We start from the raw sequence: 19,104 nt of genomic DNA on the forward strand, positions 1-19,104 counted from the left end.
TGCGCGGCGGGGGCCGCCGGTGTAGGGGCGTCCTGCGCCGCAAGCGGCATCGCAAGCGCTCCCGAAACCAGGATGGCGGCGAGCGTAGAAGTGGCGGAAATTCGCATGCTTGGTGATCCTCTCCCGTCCGAGACGTTGACTCGGTCCGGTGCCTCCTAGGGTCATACTTCGCGCCCCGCAATCGCCTGTCCGGTTTCGCTTGGCCGCCAAAGGGGCGCGGGCTAGTGTAGTACGCTGTCGCAGAGGGAGAGCATCATGGGTTTGGAGATTGGCCTCGGCGCGCTGGTTTTCGCCGCGCTCGTGTTCCTGATGACCGCCGTCAGGGTGGTCAGGCAGGGTTACGTCTACACCATCGAAAGCTTCGGCCGTTTCACCAAGGCGGCCGACCCGGGCCTGCACATCATCGTGCCGTTCATCGACCGCGTCGGGCAGAAGGTGAACATGATGGAACAGGTGCTCGACATCCCCGGACAGGAAATCATCACGCGCGACAACGCCATGGTCGGGGTCGATGCGGTGGTGTTCTTCCAGGTGCTCGACGCCGGCAAGGCGGCCTACGAGGTGCACAACCTCTATGCCGCGATCATGGCGCTGACGACCACCAACCTGCGCACCGTGATGGGCTCAATGGACCTCGACGAGACGCTGTCGAAGCGTGACGAGATCAACGCCCGCCTGCTCAGCGTGGTAGATCACGCGACGAGCCCGTGGGGCGTCAAGATCACCCGCGTCGAGATCAAGGACATTCGCCCGCCGCTCGACATCTCCGAGGCAATGGCACGCCAGATGAAGGCCGAGCGCCTCAAGCGCGCCGAGATCCTCGAAGCCGAGGGCGAGCGCGCCAGCCGCATCCTGCGCGCCGAGGGCGAGAAGCAAAGCGCCATCTTATCGGCCGAGGGCAAGAAGGAGGCCGCTTTCCGCGACGCCGAGGCCCGCGAGCGCGCCGCCCAGGCCGAGGCCGAGGCGACCCGCGCCGTTTCGCAGGCGATCTCGGAATCCGGCAACCAGGCGATCAACTACTTCATCGCCCAGGAATACACCAAGGCGGTCGGCAAGTTCGCCACCAGCCCCAACGCCAAGACCATCCTCTTCCCGGTCGAGGCGACCCAGCTGATCGGCACGCTCGGCGGGATCGGCGAACTGGCGCGCGAGGCGCTGGGTGGCGGCACCAATCCGGCCACCACGGTCGATACCGGCACTCCGCTGCCGCGCGTTGCCTCGCGCGCGGCGATCCCGCGAACCGGCGGCGAATGATGGACTGGCTGAACGGCCTCGAAGCCCACTGGGTCTGGCTTTCGCTGGGCCTGGTGCTGGCCGCACTCGAGATGCTCGCGCCGGGAGTCTACCTGATCTGGCTCGCCGTCGCGGCGCTCGCCACCGGCCTGCTGACCGCCGTGTTCGACATCTCGGTGCCGCTGCAGGTGGTCGACTTCGTGTTCCTCGCACTGATTGCCGCGTTCTCCGCACGGCGTTTCCTTCGCGACAAGCCGATCGAGAGCTCGGACCCGCTGATGAACCGCCGCGGCGCGCGGCTGGTCGGCGAGACCGCGCTGGTCGTCACCGCGATCGAGCACGGCAGCGGACGGGTCCGCATCGGCGACAGCGAATGGATTGCGCGCGGAGTGGACGTTTCCGCGGGCGAGCGCGTGCGCATCACCGGGACGGACGGCGCTTCGTTGCTGGTCGAACCGGTGGCGTTGCTGGGCGAGAGTTCCGCGCCGCCCGCCGAAGCCTGATCCTCAGGCCGCGCGCGCGTCGCCGAAGCGACCGTGCTTGCGGAAGCGGACCATCCACTTGTCGAGGAACAACCCGAGCGGGTGGGCCTGCACGCCGAGCTGCTTGAGCCCCGGCAGCTTGCCGCCGGCGACATTGCCGGCCTTGAGCATGCGCCACTGGTCGCCGTTCATCGGCGCCATCGGCAGCGCGGCGAAAAAGCCCGAGATCGCATCGGGCATCGGCACGAAACTACGATGCCGCGCCTGGCCCGCGGCGATGCGCTGGTTCAGTTCCAACATCGTGACCTGCTCCGGTCCGGCCAGCTCGTAGGTTTTGCCGCCATGCGCCGCCGGGTCGGCCAACGCGTTCGCCAGCGCCTCGGCGACATCGTCGACCCACACCGGCTGGACCTTCGCCTCGGGTCCGAACACAGGAAGCACCGGCATCGACGAGATGAGCCCGGCGAACATGTTGAGGAAGGCATCGTCCTCGCCGAACATCACCGAGGGGCGCACGATCGTTGCCTTGGGGAAGGCCTTGGACACGAGCGTTTCGCCGCGCCCCTTCGTCGAGGCGTAGCCGCTCTCCGATTCGGGATCGGCGCCTATGGCAGAGACATAGGCAAAGGCCTCAGCGCCGTTCCTGGCGGCGGCTTCAGCGGCCCAGCCGGCGGCGTCGGCCTGCAGCGTCTCGAGGTCGCCCGAGAAGGCCCCGACGAGGTACACCGCCGCATTCGCCCCGTGCATCGCCATCTCGACGCTGCGCCGGTCGGCGACATTGCAGCGGGCGAACTGGATCTGCCCGAGGTTGGCCAGCGGCCGCAACGAATGGGCCTTTTCCGGGTGCCGGTCGGCAATCCGCAGCCGCGCGCCACGCTCGAGCAGCGCCTGGGCGAGGTGCCGCCCGACGAATCCGCCGCCGCCGATCAGCACCACCAGTTTGTCTTCGAGCGGTCCGTAGGTCGCCATGATCCTTGCCAATCCCTTGTGCCCGCGGCCGGTTCCGCATGGGCCGATATTCGCCGAGCGCCATGCCGCAACGCGCCGCCCACCGCAAGCCGCCGACTTTTGCTTTGACAAGCATGCCAGCCCTTCGCTATCGGCCCGCCCCTACCCGCCGCTCGGCCTACGACGACCGCGCGGCCCGTGCCCAGATGGCGGAATTGGTAGACGCACCGTCTTCAGGTGGCGGCGCTCGCAAGGGCGTGGAGGTTCGAGTCCTCTTCTGGGCACCATTTCCCTGATCGCGATTGCCCGCGAATGGTTGAGAAAACCGCAGAAATCCTTTAGTTTAGCCGCTTGATTGACCGCCTTCGGTTGCTGGCGTCCGCCGACAACCGGACAGATTTGGGGGCCTTTTTGGGGGCCCTTCAAAAGGGCGAATTAAGGGAGGCGGAGCAAATGGCCCTCACTGACACGACCATCCGGCAAGCCAAGGCTCGCGACAATGACTGGAAGCTTGCCGATGGGAAGGGCCTCTATCTTCTCGTTACCAAGACGGGCTCGAAGCTTTGGCGCCTGAAGTTTCGAGTCGGCGGCAAGGAAAAGAAGCTCGCCTTGGGATCGTATCCAGAAATCGGTCTGAAGGAGGCACGCGCAAAGAGGGACGAAGCCAGGCGTCTTGTCCAGTCGGGTAGCGACCCCAGCAGCGTCAAGAGGGAAAGGCGGATCGCCAAGAAGCTTGCGACCGCGAACACGTTCGACGCCATTGCCGAAGAGTATATTGCCAAAATAGAAGCCGAGGGTCGCGCGGGCGCGACAATCGGGAAAACCCGGTGGCTTCTTTCTAAGCTGTCGCCCGCGCTCGGTTCTAGGCCGATCGGCGAGATTACGCCGCACGAGCTATTGGCAGTCTTGAAAGCTTCCGAACGTGCCGGGCATCGCGAAACGGCGAGGCGCTTACGTTCCTTCGCAAGCAGAGTCTTTCGCTATGCTGTCGCGACCGTCAGGGCAAAGAGCGATCCGGCGCAACCGCTAAGGGGGGCGCTGGTGTCGCCCGTCGCCAAGCATCATGCCGCGATCACCGATCCAGTAGCCTTCGGCGGCTTGTTGCGGGCTATCGAAGAATACTCTGGCCAGCCGGTGACGTGCCTGGCTCTTCGCTTCACGCCCCATGTTTTCCAGCGGCCCGGCGAAATCAGGCAAGCCGAATGGACTGAGATCGACTTTGAAAATGCGGTCTGGACCATACCAGCCGAGCGCATGAAGCAGCGTCATGCGCACCGTGTTCCGCTGTCGCGGCAGGCGCTCGCCATCCTCAGCGAAGCGCATGAATTGACGGGTGGTGGGCGATACGTTTTTCCGAAACTTGGCTCGTCGCTCAAACCAATGTCCGAAAACGCGATCAATGGTGCTCTTCGCCGCCTGGGCTATGGATCGGATCGAATGACTGCGCACGGTTTTCGTTCAACGGCTTCCTCACTGCTGAACGAAAGCGGCAAGTGGAGCTACGACGCAATCGAGCGTGCGTTGTCACACGCTGACCGCAACCAAGTGCGAGCCGCTTACCACCGAGGTACGCATTGGCTCGAGCGGGTAGAAATGGCGCAATGGTGGAGCGACTATCTCGATCAGCTTCGTAACGGTGCTGACATTGTGCTGTTTACCGACAGGAACGCTGGATAAATTCTCAACGGTTCGATCCGCGATCATGCGTAGAGGGTGCTGGCGCGGTTGGCGGTTTGGGCTAGCCCTATGTGGGTATGGCGCAATCGCAGGAGCGGCGTGTTCGTGTTAGTGCGGCACTCTCGAACGTCAGGACCGCGTAGATCGGCGCTTTGCGAATTTCAAAGTGATCTTTGCAGATCGCGATCAAGCGCACATATTCGCGCACATGGCCGAACAATGGATCTCTGCTGATGCTGCCAAGAGAATGACTGAATCCGACGGCCAGCAAAGGGCGGTCGAATTCATCATCGAGCTGGCGAGCATGGGCTTGGTAAGAAGCATAGCTACGTCCGCTCGAGGCGCCAAAAACTATAACAACTTCATGAGCTGGGACTGGAAGGAGCGGGATTGGCCAATCCCTGAATGGTTCTGGGACAACTACGGCGGCATGACTGAAGGCGAAAGAGATTGGGAGTTGGGCAGACTCTCAGGCATTTGTTACGGCCCGGACGGGTTGATCTGGCTCGAATTGCGCGGTGTCCAGTTTTCATGTGGGGAACTTGAAGCGAGTCTCCGATCCGCTCGATTGCCAGCAAGAAGCAGTCTCGTAGCTCAGGTCGGCAGAAGGCCAAAGTACGATTGGCCAGCTGCTATCATCGCCGTTTTTGGACAAATCTTCCGCGGTGATCTTAAGCCGGAAAATCAGGCAGACGTTGAGGCGGCGTTACAAGCCCACTTTTTGACCAGGGACTCGGAGCCCGCCGAGAGTACTCTGCGGCCTTACGCAAAGCTCATTTGGGATGAGGCCCAGAAGGCCTAATTTTGTCTAGGGCCGGATTATCGGCCTGATCTTGGCCTTACCGTCCGACATGTCGAACGCATTCCGCAATGTCCTTGCGCACGCGCTGGTATTCGCCGCGCGAGCAAAGGAGTACAGTCGATGGAAAAGCTCGCCTATTCGATCAATGAAGCCGCCCGTACGTTGAGCCTCGGGCGCACGTCCATTTATGCGTTGATCGCTGAAGGGCGGTTGGAAACCTTCAAGCTGGGGCGCCGCACGCTCGTCAAAGGCGAATCCATCCGCCGTCTCATCAACTCGGCTAGCGAGGACTAGACGTGGTGAAAGGGCGCCGCCTGAGCGGCGCTGGCCGTGGCGTGCGCTCGAATGGTCGATCGAAGAGGAGTGGGCCGTTCGTACGAATTCCCAATTTCGTATTCGACAGCCCAGCCTACCGCTCGCTGAAGCCCGGACCGAGAGCTTTGCTGTCCGAGATCATCCGCAGGTACAACGGCTCAAACAACGGCCATATTGGCTTGGGGGTCCGCGAAGCTTGTGCTGCCCTCAACATGAAGGACAAGGACACAGTCAACGGCTTTTTCAAGGAACTTGTCGGGAAGGGCTTCATCGTCTGCGTTCGCTCCGGGGGCTTCAACATGAAGGACCCATCGAGCAGGCGTGCAAGCGAATGGCGGATCACCTGGGAGCGAGCAGCCGATGAGCCACCGACCAAGGAGTTCATGCGCTGGAAACCTGAATTACTGCGGTCCTGATTTTCCTGGTGACTGGTCCGGAAAATCCGGTCTCTGACCTGCCAACTTCTCTCTTAGGTACGGATTTTCCGGACCAGTTGAGTTCCGCAGCGTCGTTCGCCGGTCCTGCTGAACAGGACACATCTACATTTAAGCCATGGGGCTGCGTAGCGTAGTTCTCAAATCGCGAAGCGCAGCAGCCTCATGGCCATACGGCGTCGAACTCACTCCCGCGTTGCGGCTTATGGACGAGCATGGCGTTCGTCGATGACCGCCAATATGCATTTGGGACAATCTCGCGCGCGCGCGCGGGGAGCCGCTTGCGAATGGGAGAAGAGACCACGGCTTGGAACAGCAAAGATCACCCGCTTCGAACCGGGATACACCAGCCCGAACACCATCGATTACCCCACTGCTACCCCAACAAAATGGCCGCTGGCGAGAATTGTGCTGCACTCCTAAAATCATTAGATTACACTCGTTTGAATGCCCGGGGGAGGGTGTCTCTGGCGATCGCGAACTTTGGGTTCCTTTCTCGCTTCGCGGCCTCCGGCGGGATTCGATAGGTTCTGATGGAAGCTTTTCCGAAGCGACCGCTTACAGCTCAATCCCATGGGGGATAAGATTGCTTGCATTTGAGGAACTAAAGCCGGGAGCACGGCTTCGAGGTCTGACCCCTGTGGGTATTGCTGAGATCGTTTCCGTAGCTCGATTCGGTAATGACGCGGTTAATGTGGTCTATCGGGCGAACGGCGAAGTTTACGAGCGGCTACTCTATCGCGGAGAGGAAAGCTCGTTCACACTCGAGGAAGTTGGAAGTTCTTTCGCTTTTGACGCCGATGGCGCGCTTCTGCGCCTCGCCTCCGAAGCATATCGCATCCGGCTGGCACATCTGTTCGACCCCTTTCTGGCGCTGACTTCGTCTCAAGTCGAAGCGCTCCCTCACCAAATCACGGCGGTCTACGGTGAAATGCTACCGCGCCAGCCGCTCCGCTTCTTGCTCGCTGACGATCCTGGCGCAGGTAAGACGGTCATGGCTGGGCTGCTGATCAAGGAACTCTTGATTCGTGGCGACCTCGAGCGGTGCTTGATCGTCGCGCCCGGCAGCCTGGTCGAGCAGTGGCAGGAAGAAATGGCCGACAAGTTCGGCCTGGGTTTCGACATTCTCACTCGGGTCCAGATGGAGGCATCGCTAACCGGGAATCCTTTCATCGAGAAATCGCGCCTAATCGTCCGGCTCGACATGGCAGCGCGATCAGATGAGTTGAAAGCGAAGTTGGAAGCGGCCTCGGATTGGGATTTGATCATATGCGACGAAGCCCACCGCATGTCGGCATCTTATTGGGGCGGCGAGGTCAAGGAGACGCAGAGGCACAAGCTGGGCAAGCTTCTCGGCAGCCTAACCAGGAATTTCCTGCTCATGTCGGCTACGCCGCACAACGGTAAGGAAGCTGACTTTCAGCTATTCATGGGCCTTCTGGATTCGGACCGATTCGAAGGCAGGTTCCGCGAAGGGGTACACAAGGCCGACGTGTCCGACATGATGCGTCGGCTGACGAAGGAAGAACTGTTTCGTTTCGATGGGACCCCGCTTTTTCCGGAGCGACACGCCTACACTGCCAGCTATGATCTCTCGCCTGCCGAGGCTCAGCTTTACCAGGAAGTGACGACCTACGTCCGTGAGGAAATGAACCGGGCGGATCGCGGAGGTGACGACAAGCGGCGCTCGAACGTTGGTTTTGCGCTGCAAATCCTCCAGCGTAGGCTCGCCTCGTCTCCCGCAGCTATCCACCGGTCACTCGAACGGCGCCGAAAGCGCATGGAGGAAAGATTGCGCGAGGAATCGCTCTTTCGCCAGGGCGGCGGACCCGCGTTTAGCCGAGCCGAGGCTTTTCCGAACTACGATCCAGACGATCTCGATGAGGTCCCCGGCGATGAAGCTGAAGAGGCGGAAGAGGAAATAGTCGATCGCGCGAGCGCCGCATCGACAATCGCCGAACTGGAAGCCGAGATCGAGACCCTGCGACACCTTGAACAGCAGGCGCTCAAACTGAAGCTGTCTGGCGAAGACACCAAGTGGCAGCAACTCCAGTCGATCCTCGATGAACCGCTGATGCTCGATCCGGCGACCGGACTTCGCCGCAAGGTTCTGATCTTTACCGAGCCGAAGGACACACTGGAATACCTACGCGACAAGATCGCGGCGAGGATTGGAGACCCGGAAGCCGTGACGGTCATTCACGGGGGCGTGGCGCGAGAGGCAAGGCGTGCGGCGATTGCGGCGTTCAATTCCGATCCCAAGGTCCGCGTGATGATCGCCAACGATGCGGCTGGAGAAGGCGTGAACCTTCAACGGGGCGCGCATCTGATGGTCAACTACGATCTGCCCTGGAATCCCAATCGATTGGAACAGCGGTTCGGGCGCATCCACCGCATCGGTCAGACCGAGGTATGTCACCTGTGGAATCTCTGCGCGACCAATACGCGCGAAGGCGAAGTCTATCGGCGCCTGCTCGAGAAGCTGGAAGAGGCTCGCTCCGCACTTGGCGGCAAGGTCTACGACGTGTTGGGCGAACTTTTCGAAGGACATGCCCTTCGCGACCTGTTGGTCGACGCCATTCGTTATGGCGACCAGCCGGAGATCAAGGCGCAACTCTTCCGGAAGGTCGAGGGCGCGGTCGATGTAGCCGCCATCGAAACGCTGGTTGCAGAACGGAAGCTGACGACCGAAGGCATGAGCGCAGCGTCGGTCTCCGAAATCCGCGAGCAAATGGAGCGTGCGCAAGCGAAGCGCCTCCAGCCCCACTTCATCGGAGCCTTCTTTCGCGAAGCCTTTAAAATGCTCGGCGGGCGCATTTCATCCCGCGAGAAGGGCCGGTACGAAATCACCCGGGTTCCGCCGATCCTCAAGGAGCGCGACCGGCTGATCGGCAGGGCGGACCCGGTTCTGGACCGCTATGCCAGGGTAACATTCGATAAGGCGTACATTGTCGGCCAGCCGCAAGCCGAGCTGCTCGCGCCAGGTCATCCTCTGCTCGAAGCGCTGGTCGATGTGGTTCTCGAGCGGTTCCAGCCACTGCTATCGCAAGGCTCGATCCTCGTGGACGAAGCCTCGGAGAGCGATCAACCGCAACTTCTTGTGTATCTGGAACACGCGATCCGTGATGGCCGGAAAGTGCGTGGCGAAGAACCGCGGGCGATCTCGCAGCGCCTGCAATTCATCCTGCTCAAGGAAGACGGCTCCGCAGAGGATGGCGGCCCGGCGCCTTATCTGGATTGCCGCCCAATCCTGCCTGAAGAGCGAAGCAAGATTGGCGATCTGCTCAAGAAGCCTTGGCTTTCGGAAGACGTGGAGCAGCGCGCACTGGGCTATGCGATTGCCGAACTCGTCCCTGAACACCTTCAGGAAGTGCGAACACGCCGCCAGGCCGAGATCGACAAGATCGAGCGCGAGGTACGCGCCCGCCTGACTCGCGAGATCAATTACTGGGATGCTCGGGCGGCTCGCCTTCGTGAAGAAGAGCGGGCAGGCAAGGATCAGCGCATCAATGCGCAGAACGCCGAAGCCACGGCTGCCCGGCTAGTCGAACGCTTGCATAAGCGACAAAGCGAACTCGACGCGGAGCGTCAGATCGCAGCGCTTCCTCCGGTAGTGAAAGGTGCCGCGCTCATCATCCCGGGAGCGCTGCTGCGTCCCAAGGTTGAAGGCGAGGACATGGGCGGGGATCGCGCAAGGGAACCTGACCCCTTCACTCGAGCCGAGACCGAGCGACTGGCTATGGAAGCTGTAATCGCTGCCGAAAGGACGCTTGGGCACCTTCCACGCGACGTGGCCGCTGAGAAGAAGGGCTGGGACATTGAGAGCCGCGACGGCACCACTGGCCATCTTCGCTTCATCGAAGTCAAAGGGCGCCAAGCGGAAGGTCGCGAGATCATTCTGACCAAGAACGAAATCCTCGCCTCACTCAATTCGCCTGAGCAATTTGCGCTTGCGGTGGTCCGCGTGGATCGTGGCTTCGCCAGCGAGCCGGTCTACATTCGCAACTTCTTCGACCGAGACCTGGGCTTTGCCGAAACGGCGGTCGTCTTCAATATCGCTGAGCTTCTCACTCTGGGTGACGCGCCGAACTGAGAGGAAATCATGGCACTCGCGGATCGGATCATCGAACTCATCAAGAGCATCCCTGGCGCCACAGATCGAGAGATCACTGATCGGCTTTTTAGCACATCTACGCACCCATCGCAGATCAATCAGACGTGTCGGCTCTTGGAAGGCAGAGGATCACTCGTCCGCCAGCAAAGATCAGACGGGAAGATCGGGAACTTCCTATCGGACTGCCCTCCTCCCGTTGCGCTCCGCAAAGCTAACCGCAGCGCCGTTGAAGGCCTTCTTTCCGAGGACATGGTCAAGGAAGCGCTTGAAACCTGGTTGATCGCGAACGGTTGGGCCGTCGAGATCGCGTGGGGAAAAATACGCGGAATTGACGTGTTGGCCACCCGCGACAGCGAGCGTTGGATTATTGAAGCTAAGGGCTGCGGCTCAAGTCCGCCAATGCGAGTGACCTATTTTCTTTGCGCAATGGGCGAAACGCTTCAGCGAATGGACGAAAGCGCTGCTCGCTATTCGATCGCCTTCCCTGACATGAAGCAGTTTCGTGGACTCTGGGAGCGGCTGCCGCCCTTGGCGAAAGCTCGGACTGGAGTGACCGCAATCTTCGTCGGTGAGGGTGGGGATGTGGAGGAAGTGAAGTGACGGGGTTACGAGGGGCCAGATCACGAACCGATGGCGAGAGGTCGTCATGAAACTCGGATATTCTGAGTTTTCGTTCGGCTATGCCTTTACCGAAAACCTCATTCGCAGGTCAGCTCAGGCGCCAACCTCTGCACCGCAGTTCCCGAACCTGATCGAGGAGGGGCAACTGGGGTACGACGTACGGATCGAGCTTCCAGCACTACCTCTCTTCTTCCAATTCAAATTGCCAGAGTGGATGGTTCGACGGAGCGCCAAAGAGGTCGCACTGACGCGCGGTGCGCTGCGTCCGCAGTTCTTTCGGATGCCGCTCATGCGCCGCGATCTTTCGGATCAGCATCAACTCCTGCTCGACCTAGAGAGCCGTCATCCTGGATCGGTATTCTACGCATCGCCGCGGCTTAGGAACTCGCGAGAGTTCAACGCGGCCTACAATAGCGCCGAGGTGCACCGAAGGTCGGCGCTGATTTCTCCATCCGCTATTGGTGCCCTTCCGGACGACAAGCCCCATGTCGTTTCCTATCGGCCCCGGGACACTCAAGGCTGGTTTTGCTCAGACCCCCAAGAGATTCCACTCAATGACTTCGACGCAGTAGCGAAGAAGTTGATTGCGAAGCTGCACATGAAGGAGACGCCGCGACTGGTGGACTTGGCGCCCCACCTTGCTCCGGAACTCAAGGCTGTCCGAAGGAGAGCGCTAGAAGGCGAGGAACTTGGCGCCGTGGAACTCGAGGTCGAAGGAACGCCCCAGCCGATAATCGAGATCGACGAAGGAGCCATTCGCGAGCGATTTCGCCTGCGGCGTCAGGCAACCGTCGAGATTGCCCCAGGAGAGGAAGAGGCGCGCGTTTCTGAAGAGCTTTATGTCGCCCGAGAGATCGCGCGGATCGGATTGGGTGTGCAGCTTGTAATTGCACAACCAAAAGATTGAGGAGGGAGAGGTGACCGAAGAAGCACCGCAATCCTCGGGTTCTTGGCGAGGCCCCCTGCAAATCTATTGCCCCAAGTGCAAGGAGTTCCAGCGCGCCCGGTCCCTCCGAATCCCTCGCCCGCTGGGTGAAGGTAAGCGGAAGTGGTTCTTCGTGAAGGAGCCTGACATTGCCTGGTTTCGGCGGAAGCGTCACTGCACCAAGTGCGGCAAAGAGTTTCTGACGGGAGAGGTCAACGAGGAGTTGATCGAGGAACTCCTGCGGCTGCGTCAGAGGGAAAAGAAGCGCAAGGTCTCGTCCTACACCAAAGCATCCCGCGACGTGCGTTCGGGACGCAAATGGCTCAGGACGAAAGGTGACGACATTCCTCTCGAACTCTGTCGCGAATTGGTCGCGGGAAGCGCCTGGTGGCTGACGCACAGTTCGGGCAGTCCAGTTCACGCTCCCCGTCACGCTGATCGGCTACAAAAGCGCTACTGCGGATACTGCGTCAAGTTCGGCGCCAACAGTTTTGCCGCGGGGCGAGCGTTGGCAAAGGCGCGCGATTACGCTGTGACTGTCTTTGAGCAGGCGGCGGAAGGTAACTTGCCATCCGAACGGAAGATCAGGCAGCGTCTGCGCGCCATTCCGAGCGATTGCGTCCTCAACGTGAACCTGGATTTCTACGACCACTATCCCACGAACGGCGTGGGCGAACTGGTATTCGGTGCACAGGCAATCGACGTGAACGACTGCGAACGCATCCTGATGCGTGTTACGGGCCTCGAAGACCTCATCGCCGAACACAAGCGAATCGACAAAGAAGACTAATGACCACCACCCCCCGCAAGAAACTCATCGAAGTCTCCATACCGCTCGAAGCGATCAACAAGGCGTCGGCGCGGGAGAAGTCGATCCGGCATGGGCATCCTTCGACGCTGCACCTGTGGTGGGCACGGCGGCCCTTGGCGGCGTGCCGGGCGGTACTGTTTGCGCAACTGGTGGACGATCCCTCGGCTTGGCCCGACCGCTTCCCGACGGAGGCCGAGCAGGACGCCGAGCGCGAGCGGCTGCACAAGGTGATCGCGGACATGGTGCCGTGGGAAGCTTCGAACGACGAGCGCATCCTCAACGCCGCGCGCTGGGAGATCGCGCGCTCGGTCGCCTGGGGGTTGGGCGAGGAACCGCCGCCGCAGGGCGATACCACGGCGATCCTCGACTATCTCCAGACCAAGGCGCCGCCGGTTTACGATCCGTTCTCGGGCGGTGGGTCGATCCCTCTTGAGGCGCAGCGGCTGGGGCTGCGCGCCTATGGCTCGGACCTCAACCCGGTCGCCGTCCTTATCGGCAAGGCGCTGGTGGAGATTCCGCCCAAGTTCGCCGGGCAGCCGCCGGTCAATCCCGTGGCGCAGGCCGAATTGAAGCGCGGCGGGCGCTGGAACGGCAAGGGCGCGCAGGGCCTCGCCGAGGACGTGCGCTACTATGGGCAATGGATGCGCGACGAGGCGGAAAAGCGCATCGGCCATCTCTATCCCAAGGCCACGCTGCCCGATGGCTCCGAGGCGACCGTAATCGCTTGGCTCTGGGCGCGCACGGTGCGCTCGCCCGATCCGGCGGCGAAGGGCGCAATGGTCCCGCTAGTCTCATCTTTCATGCTTTCGACTAAGGAAGGAAAGAAGGCGTGGGTTGAGCCCGTGATCGACCCTACCGCGCCAGATGGTTGGCGATTCGAAGTGCATAGTGGGAAACTGCTGAAGGCGGACGAAGATCGGCTTAAGTCTGGATCCAAGGGGGCGGGCCGAGGCTCTAGTTTCTCCTGCGTTCTAACCGGCGCAACGATAGAGGGAGACCACATAAAGGCCGAGGGGATGGCTAATCGCTTGGGCGCCCGTTTAATGGCCGTAGTGGCAGAAGGTGATCGTGCGCGCGTGTACCTCTCACCGAGCGAACAACACGAGAATGTGACTATCCCGTTGGCGAATGATGAACGCGTTATTGAGGCCCGGGAAGGCGCACTGGACCAGCCTGTTCCAGCGAGACTAACCGGCGGAACTTGTTACGGGTACGGCCTGACCACCTTTGGGAAACTTTTCACGCCGCGCCAGCTCGTTGCTCTAACCACATTGTCAGATTTGGTGGAGGAAACGCGCGAACGGGTACTGGCTGATGCTCGCGCAACTGACCTTGATGATGACACTCGCCCTCTACACGAAAGCGGCCAGGGCATTACGGCTTATGCTGATGCGATTGCGACTTACGTTGCGTTCCTAATAACTCAGTTGGCAAATCATTCGGCATCAATTTGCGGTTGGAATAGCGCTAACGCACAAATGCGCTCGGTTTTCGCGCGGCAGGCGATACCCATGACCTGGGACTACGCCGAGGTTAATGTATTCTCGGGGAGCAGTGGTAGCTACACCAGCTTGTTCGACCGAATGGTGAAGGGCTTTGAAGCTCTGGCTCCAGATCGTGTCCAATCAGAAATCGACATGGTCGATGCCGCACAGAATGGCTTCAGCGTTAGCCCCACCGTGTTTTCGACAGACCCCCCGTACTACGATAACATCGCCTACGCTGACTTGTCAGACTTCTTCTACGTTTGGATGCGAAGGACACTGACTGGAGTGTGGCCCGGGCTCTTTCGACGCCTCGCTGTGCCTAAGGACCAAGAATTGGTTGCAACGGCATATCGGCATGGAGGAAAAGATCGAGCCGCAGAGTTCTTCATGAATGGGATGCGCGACGCGATCGGCGCGATGCGTCAAGCTGCTCGTGATGACGAACCGCTCACCATCTACTATGCATACAAGCAGTCCGAGGCCGGCGAAGGTGGTGTGACTTCGGCGGGCTGGGCATCCTTCTTACAAGCGATTGTCGATAGCGACCTTGTTCTAGACGGAACTTGGCCGCTCGACACCGAAAAACGGGGTCGAGTGATTGGGAATAACACGAACGCCCTCGCCTCGTCGATTGTACTCGTCTGCCGCAAGAGACGCGCGGACGCGGGCACGATCACTCGCGCCGACTTTGTACGCTTGCTAAAGCGTGAATTGCCCGAAGCAATCAATGCCATTCGCAAGGCAGGCGTCGGACCGGTGGACATGCAGCAATCGGTGATCGGTCCCGGCATGGGCGTTTTTAGCCGCCATGACCGGGTGCTGGAGGACGACGATAGCGCGATGAGCGTAAAGACTGCTCTCACGATCATCAATCGCGTGTGGGGCGAGATCGAGAACGAGGCCGACACTGCGCTCGATGCCGAGACTCAGGTGGCGCTCGCATGGTTCGCGTCCTACGGCTTCGACGCCAAGCCTTCGGGCGACTTGATCACGCTCGCCAACGCCAAGAACGTGCCGCAGCAGGCGCTGTTCGCCTCGGGTGTGTTCACCGATCTCAGGGGCCGCTCCCAGCTAACCCAGCGCGAGCAAATGCCCGCGGACTGGTCGCCGCTGAGCGACAAGCGCCTGACGGTGTGGGAGTGCGTCCAGCACACTGCGCGCGCGCTCCGCGCAGAAGATGGAGGGCAGGAAGCCGCCGCCCGGCTGGTGGCGCAGATGCCCCCGCAGATGCGCACCGATGCCCGGCAGCTTTCCGACCGCCTGTTCCAGATCGCCACCGACAAGGGCTGGTCCGCCGAAGCGCTGGTCTACAACGAACTCAGCACCGAATGGCACGGCCTCACCGAACTCGCGCAGTCCATCGCCCAGGCCACGCCCACTGGCCCGGCGCAATCATCGCTCGATCTCGGAGGCGCCGCATGAGCAACGACCACTCCGCCACCGACCGCGTCCGCAAGGCGCTCGATCACCTACGCCCTGGCCTGACACCATTTGTCGAAGGCTGGATGAAGAAGCAGCACGGCGACGAGTGGCAGAAACTCGCCAGCCGAGCGCATGGCAGCGACGACAGCGGACCGCTTGACGCCTATGGCCTGCTCAAGACAATCATCGACAATTGGCGCTACACCTTCGAGCAGGCATTTCAGCAGCGCGAGCGGTTCAAGGTCCGCAATTTCGTTTCGACCGCGCTCGATGCGCGCAACGCGACTGCGCACCTGACACTTCCGCTCGGGGACAGCGAAGCATTACGCTACCTCGACGGCATCCACGAACTGCTCAAGGCAGTGAAGGCGCCAGAATCCGAAACGGCGGCAATCAAGGCATTATACGATGCGCAACTGCGCTCCGCGGCTGGATCGGACGAGCCTAAAGCCAAGAAGGCTCCAGCCGAACCCAAAGGCACCCTCTCACTTCCCTTGCCAGCCGAGAAGGAAGAGAAGTCCGGCAAGGCACTGCGCCCGTGGATCGAGGTGGCGCTTCCACATGCCGACGTTCTCGAGAATCGCTTCCGCCAGTCCGAGTTCGCCGCCGACCTCTTTGCGGTCGATTCCGGAAATGCCGCGGGGGAGTACGCCGATCCTCGCGACTTCTTCCGCATAACCTTTCTCACAGTCGGCCTGCAACGCGTTCTGACAACCGCGCTGCAACGCTTGTCCGGCGATGGCGGCGAACCGGTGATCGGCCTTCAAACCGCGTTCGGCGGCGGCAAGACCCATACGATGCTTGCCGCCTATCATTTGTGCGGCGTGGACGACCCCACGACGCTCGAAGGCGTGGACGATCTCGCTGTCGACCTGTCGGACTGGAAGCGACCGAAGACGGCAGTGTTCGTCGGTTCCTCGAAGGCCATCGAAGACTCATTGATCCTTCGTGACGGCCCAAAGGTTCACACCTTGTGGGGCTTCTTGGCCTGGCGTCTGGCCGGAGACGAGGGGCTGGCGCTGGTCAAGCAGGCAGAAGCGTCGCGGACCAATCCCGGCTCCGAGCTGATGGTCGAAGTATTCAAGCTGGCCGGGCCGAGCCTGATCCTGCTTGATGAACTCGTCGTCTATGCGCGACAGCTTTCGGAAGAGCATTTCGAGTCCTTCCTCTCATTCATCCAGTCGCTGACCGAGGCCGCCAAAATGGTGCCGAACGTGCTGGTGATCGGTTCACTCATCGAAAGCGAGGCCGAAGCTGGCGGTGAGAAGGGCAAGGAAGCGCTGCTTCGGCTGGAAAAGATCTTCGGTCGCGTGCAATCTGCGTGGCTCCCCGCGTCGGGAGACGAGACCTACGAGATTATCCGTCGCCGCCTGTTTCAGCCGCTCGACACCGAGGGCGAGAAGGCGCGCGAAGACACCTGCAAGGCGTTTCACAAGCTGTATCGCGACAACTCCGCCGAGTTTCCGCCAGAAGCCAAGGAAGCACGCTATCTCGAACTCCTGCGCCTTTCTTACCCGATCCACCCCGAACTGTTCGAGCGGTTGTCGAAGGATTGGGCCAGTCTCCCCAAGTTCCAGCGCACGCGCGGCGTCTTGCAGTTCATGGCGAACGTTATCGGGGTGCTGTGGCAGGAGCGGTCGAGCGATCCCCTGATTACCCCCGCGCGCGTCCCGGTGTCGCATGAGCGGGTCCGCACCAGCATCCTCTACCCGCTCGATCCGGCCTTCAGCGCCATCGTGGATCGGGAAGTCGATGGCGACGGCTCTCTACCCGCACAAAAGGAATCCAACCCACAGCGCCGCATCTCGCAGGCGAGAGCGGCCACTCGCGCCGCCCGTGCCGTATTCATCTGTTCGGCCCCTCTCGTGGGCCAGCCGAACGCTGGCGTGAACGGCCAGGGGATGCGCCTCGCTTGTGCCGAGCCAGGTGACCAACTTGCGATTTTCGGGGAGGCGCTTCGCGAACTTTGCGAGCAAGCTACCTATCTCTACGAGGAAGCGGGCCGCTATTGGTTCTCCACCCAGCCGACGCTCAACCGGCTGGCTGACGAACGCGCCCGCGCACTGCCCGAACACGAGGTCGATGAGTACATTCGATCGATCCTCCGCGACGAGGCGGGGCATCGAGCCGGGTTTGTGAAGGTCCACGGTGTGCCGGACGACGCTTCGACCGTGGACGAGGCCGAGGCCCTTGCGCTGGTGATCTTGTCGCCGACTGCCTGTCACGCCGGGCGAGGAGTGGGGGAGAGCGCGGCAACCGAAGCCGTTTCTGACGCTCTTCTCCGCTGTCGCAACGGGCAGCGCCGTTATCGAAATACGCTGGTGTTCGTTGCTGCGGACGAGGCTCAACTGGCGACCGCGCGAGATGTGGTGCGCAAGGCAATCGCCTGGCGCTCCATCGCCGACGACAAGCGGCTCCAGGAGAGCCTCACGCAGGCGCAGGCCGCCGATGCGCGGGACAAGGCCCACAGCAACAAGGAATCCGCCAGCAAGGCCATCCGGACCGCCTGGAACCACATTCTCTATCCGGTCGAGAGCGTTACCCAAGGTAAGCCATTCGATCTCGAACACGCTTCGATCAGCGGCGCGGAGCGGGTCAGCGTGCCTGATGCGACCTTCAAGAAAGTCATTGCAGATGGGATCGCGCGCGAGAAGCTTGGCGCCGATACGCTTTGGCTGAAGTTGAAAGACCTCTGGCCGGAAGAGCAGGAACGGCTGGCTATCGCCGAAGTGGCAAACTGGTTCGCATCGTACGTCCACTTGCCGCGCATCAAGAACCGCACGGTGCTTGATCTCGCGATCCGCGATGCGGTTGCAAAACTCGACGCGTCTTTTGGGTACGCGGACTCGGTCGAAGATGGCAACTACAAGGGTCTGCGCATTTCGAAAGCATTGCCTGAGTTCATTCCCGACACCGCGGTAATAGTACGCGAGGAAGTCGCGAGAGAAGCGCAGGCTCAGACTTCGCCTGGACAACCGAATCCCGACGCAGGCGGAGAGCCGCAAACTCCCTCGACGACTGAAGTGGGGCCTGAAGACGTTGATTTACCCGCGGCGCCGAAGCGCTTCTACGGAGCGGTCGAGCTCGATCCAACACGACCCATCCGCGCGCTCGAAGCGATTATGGACGCAGTGATCTCGCAGCTTCAGCATAGTTCCGGAACGCAAATCACACTCACGCTGGAAGTCGAGGCAAATGCGGAAGCGGGCTTCTCCGACGACGATGTAGGGGTGGTTCGAGACAACGCGAAGCAACTCAAGTTCAAGCCGGAGTCGACAGGTTTTGAGTGAATATGGGGGGCCTATTTAGGGGCTTTTTTCAAATACCACTGTGGAATAGATTTATTTTTCAATAGGATAGACATCAGTATCGAGTCCTCTTCTGGCACCATTTGTTCTTCTGCCAACGTCCGTTGGCGATTTTCAAACCCATTGAAATACGGTGTAAAAACTCATTGTTCGTTCGCGGGCATTCGAATCATTTCATTTTCGACCTGGGGCCTTGGGGGCCTTTCTTTCCCCTAGGCCCCGGGGCGATCGGGACTCGAATTGCTCGGTTTTTGACAGGAGGCCGCCATGGCGCTGACCGACCTGCAATTGAAGCAAGCCTGTCCGAAGGACCGCGACTGGAAGATTTGCGATGGCGGCGGGCTCTATGTCCTCATTTGCCCCAATGACTCCAAACGATGGAACCTGAAGTTCTGCTTCTCGGGGAAGGAGAAAAAGCTCTCTCTCGGATTATGCCCGGACCTGGGCCGATTACCAAATAGCCGCGTCTTTGGAGGGCCTAGATCCGCAAATTGGATCCTCAGCCAGCGCGTCCAAGATTATGCT

Annotated in this window: 14 protein-coding genes and 1 tRNA gene; 14 read left to right on the forward strand and 1 reads right to left on the reverse strand. The window is 60.9% G+C overall.

Going from position 1 to position 19,104, the window contains the following annotated elements; genetic code table 11:
• Nucleotides 1–255 precede the first annotated feature (255 nt).
• Nucleotides 256–1,254, forward strand: coding sequence for an SPFH domain-containing protein (locus GRI89_RS00030; RefSeq protein WP_159791236.1), 999 nt, complete (start codon nt 256–258; stop codon nt 1,252–1,254).
• Nucleotides 1,254–1,736: an NfeD family protein gene (locus GRI89_RS00035; protein WP_159791247.1), complete on the forward strand. Its 483-nt coding sequence runs from the start codon at nt 1,254–1,256 to the stop codon at nt 1,734–1,736. The genes GRI89_RS00030 and GRI89_RS00035 overlap by 1 nt, the downstream gene beginning before the upstream one ends.
• Before the next feature lie 3 nt (nt 1,737–1,739).
• Here GRI89_RS00035 and GRI89_RS00040 read toward each other — a convergent pair whose 3' ends face one another.
• Nucleotides 1,740–2,684: a complex I NDUFA9 subunit family protein gene (locus tag GRI89_RS00040; protein ID WP_159791237.1), complete on the reverse strand. Its 945-nt coding sequence runs from the start codon at nt 2,682–2,684 to the stop codon at nt 1,740–1,742.
• A gap of 179 nt (nt 2,685–2,863) precedes the next feature.
• Here GRI89_RS00040 and GRI89_RS00045 point away from each other — a divergent pair.
• The 12 genes from GRI89_RS00045 to GRI89_RS00100 all read left to right on the forward strand — a co-directional run.
• Nucleotides 2,864–2,950: transfer RNA gene (locus GRI89_RS00045), tRNA-Leu, on the forward strand.
• A 166-nt stretch (nt 2,951–3,116) separates the two neighbouring features.
• Nucleotides 3,117–4,340 (forward strand): tyrosine-type recombinase/integrase, encoded by a 1,224-nt coding sequence (locus GRI89_RS00050; protein WP_159791248.1) that lies wholly within the window; start codon nt 3,117–3,119, stop codon nt 4,338–4,340.
• Nucleotides 4,341–4,548: 208 nt separating this feature from the next.
• Nucleotides 4,549–5,142 (forward strand): hypothetical protein, encoded by a 594-nt coding sequence (locus tag GRI89_RS00055; RefSeq protein WP_159791238.1) that lies wholly within the window; start codon nt 4,549–4,551, stop codon nt 5,140–5,142.
• A gap of 120 nt (nt 5,143–5,262) precedes the next feature.
• Complete coding sequence (locus GRI89_RS00060; protein WP_159791239.1) at nt 5,263–5,436, forward strand: helix-turn-helix domain-containing protein; 174 nt, start codon at nt 5,263–5,265, stop codon at nt 5,434–5,436.
• A gap of 5 nt (nt 5,437–5,441) precedes the next feature.
• A complete protein-coding gene (locus GRI89_RS00065; protein WP_159791240.1) occupies nt 5,442–5,873 on the forward strand; it encodes a hypothetical protein in 432 nt (143 codons plus the stop codon).
• A 658-nt stretch (nt 5,874–6,531) separates the two neighbouring features.
• Complete coding sequence (locus tag GRI89_RS00070; RefSeq protein ID WP_328597997.1) at nt 6,532–9,984, forward strand: protein NO VEIN domain-containing protein; 3,453 nt, start codon at nt 6,532–6,534, stop codon at nt 9,982–9,984.
• 270 nt (nt 9,985–10,254) lie between these two features.
• Nucleotides 10,255–10,605 (forward strand): hypothetical protein, encoded by a 351-nt coding sequence (locus GRI89_RS17740; protein WP_201290835.1) that lies wholly within the window; start codon nt 10,255–10,257, stop codon nt 10,603–10,605.
• 46 nt (nt 10,606–10,651) lie between these two features.
• On the forward strand, nt 10,652–11,533 hold the full coding sequence (locus tag GRI89_RS00080) for a hypothetical protein (protein WP_159791243.1): 882 nt from the start codon (nt 10,652–10,654) through the stop codon (nt 11,531–11,533).
• Between the two features lie 10 nt (nt 11,534–11,543).
• Nucleotides 11,544–12,341 (forward strand): hypothetical protein, encoded by a 798-nt coding sequence (locus tag GRI89_RS00085; RefSeq protein ID WP_159791244.1) that lies wholly within the window; start codon nt 11,544–11,546, stop codon nt 12,339–12,341.
• A complete protein-coding gene (locus GRI89_RS00090) occupies nt 12,341–15,271 on the forward strand; it encodes a DUF1156 domain-containing protein (protein WP_159791245.1) in 2,931 nt (976 codons plus the stop codon). The genes GRI89_RS00085 and GRI89_RS00090 overlap by 1 nt, the downstream gene beginning before the upstream one ends.
• On the forward strand, nt 15,268–18,561 hold the full coding sequence (locus tag GRI89_RS00095; protein ID WP_159791246.1) for a DUF499 domain-containing protein: 3,294 nt from the start codon (nt 15,268–15,270) through the stop codon (nt 18,559–18,561). The genes GRI89_RS00090 and GRI89_RS00095 overlap by 4 nt, the downstream gene beginning before the upstream one ends.
• Before the next feature lie 285 nt (nt 18,562–18,846).
• A partial coding sequence (locus GRI89_RS00100; protein WP_201290836.1) for an Arm DNA-binding domain-containing protein occupies nt 18,847–19,104 on the forward strand: 258 nt, incomplete at its 3' end.

The organism is Croceibacterium salegens (assembly GCF_009827435.1).
GTDB lineage: Bacteria > Pseudomonadota > Alphaproteobacteria > Sphingomonadales > Sphingomonadaceae > Croceibacterium_B > Croceibacterium_B salegens.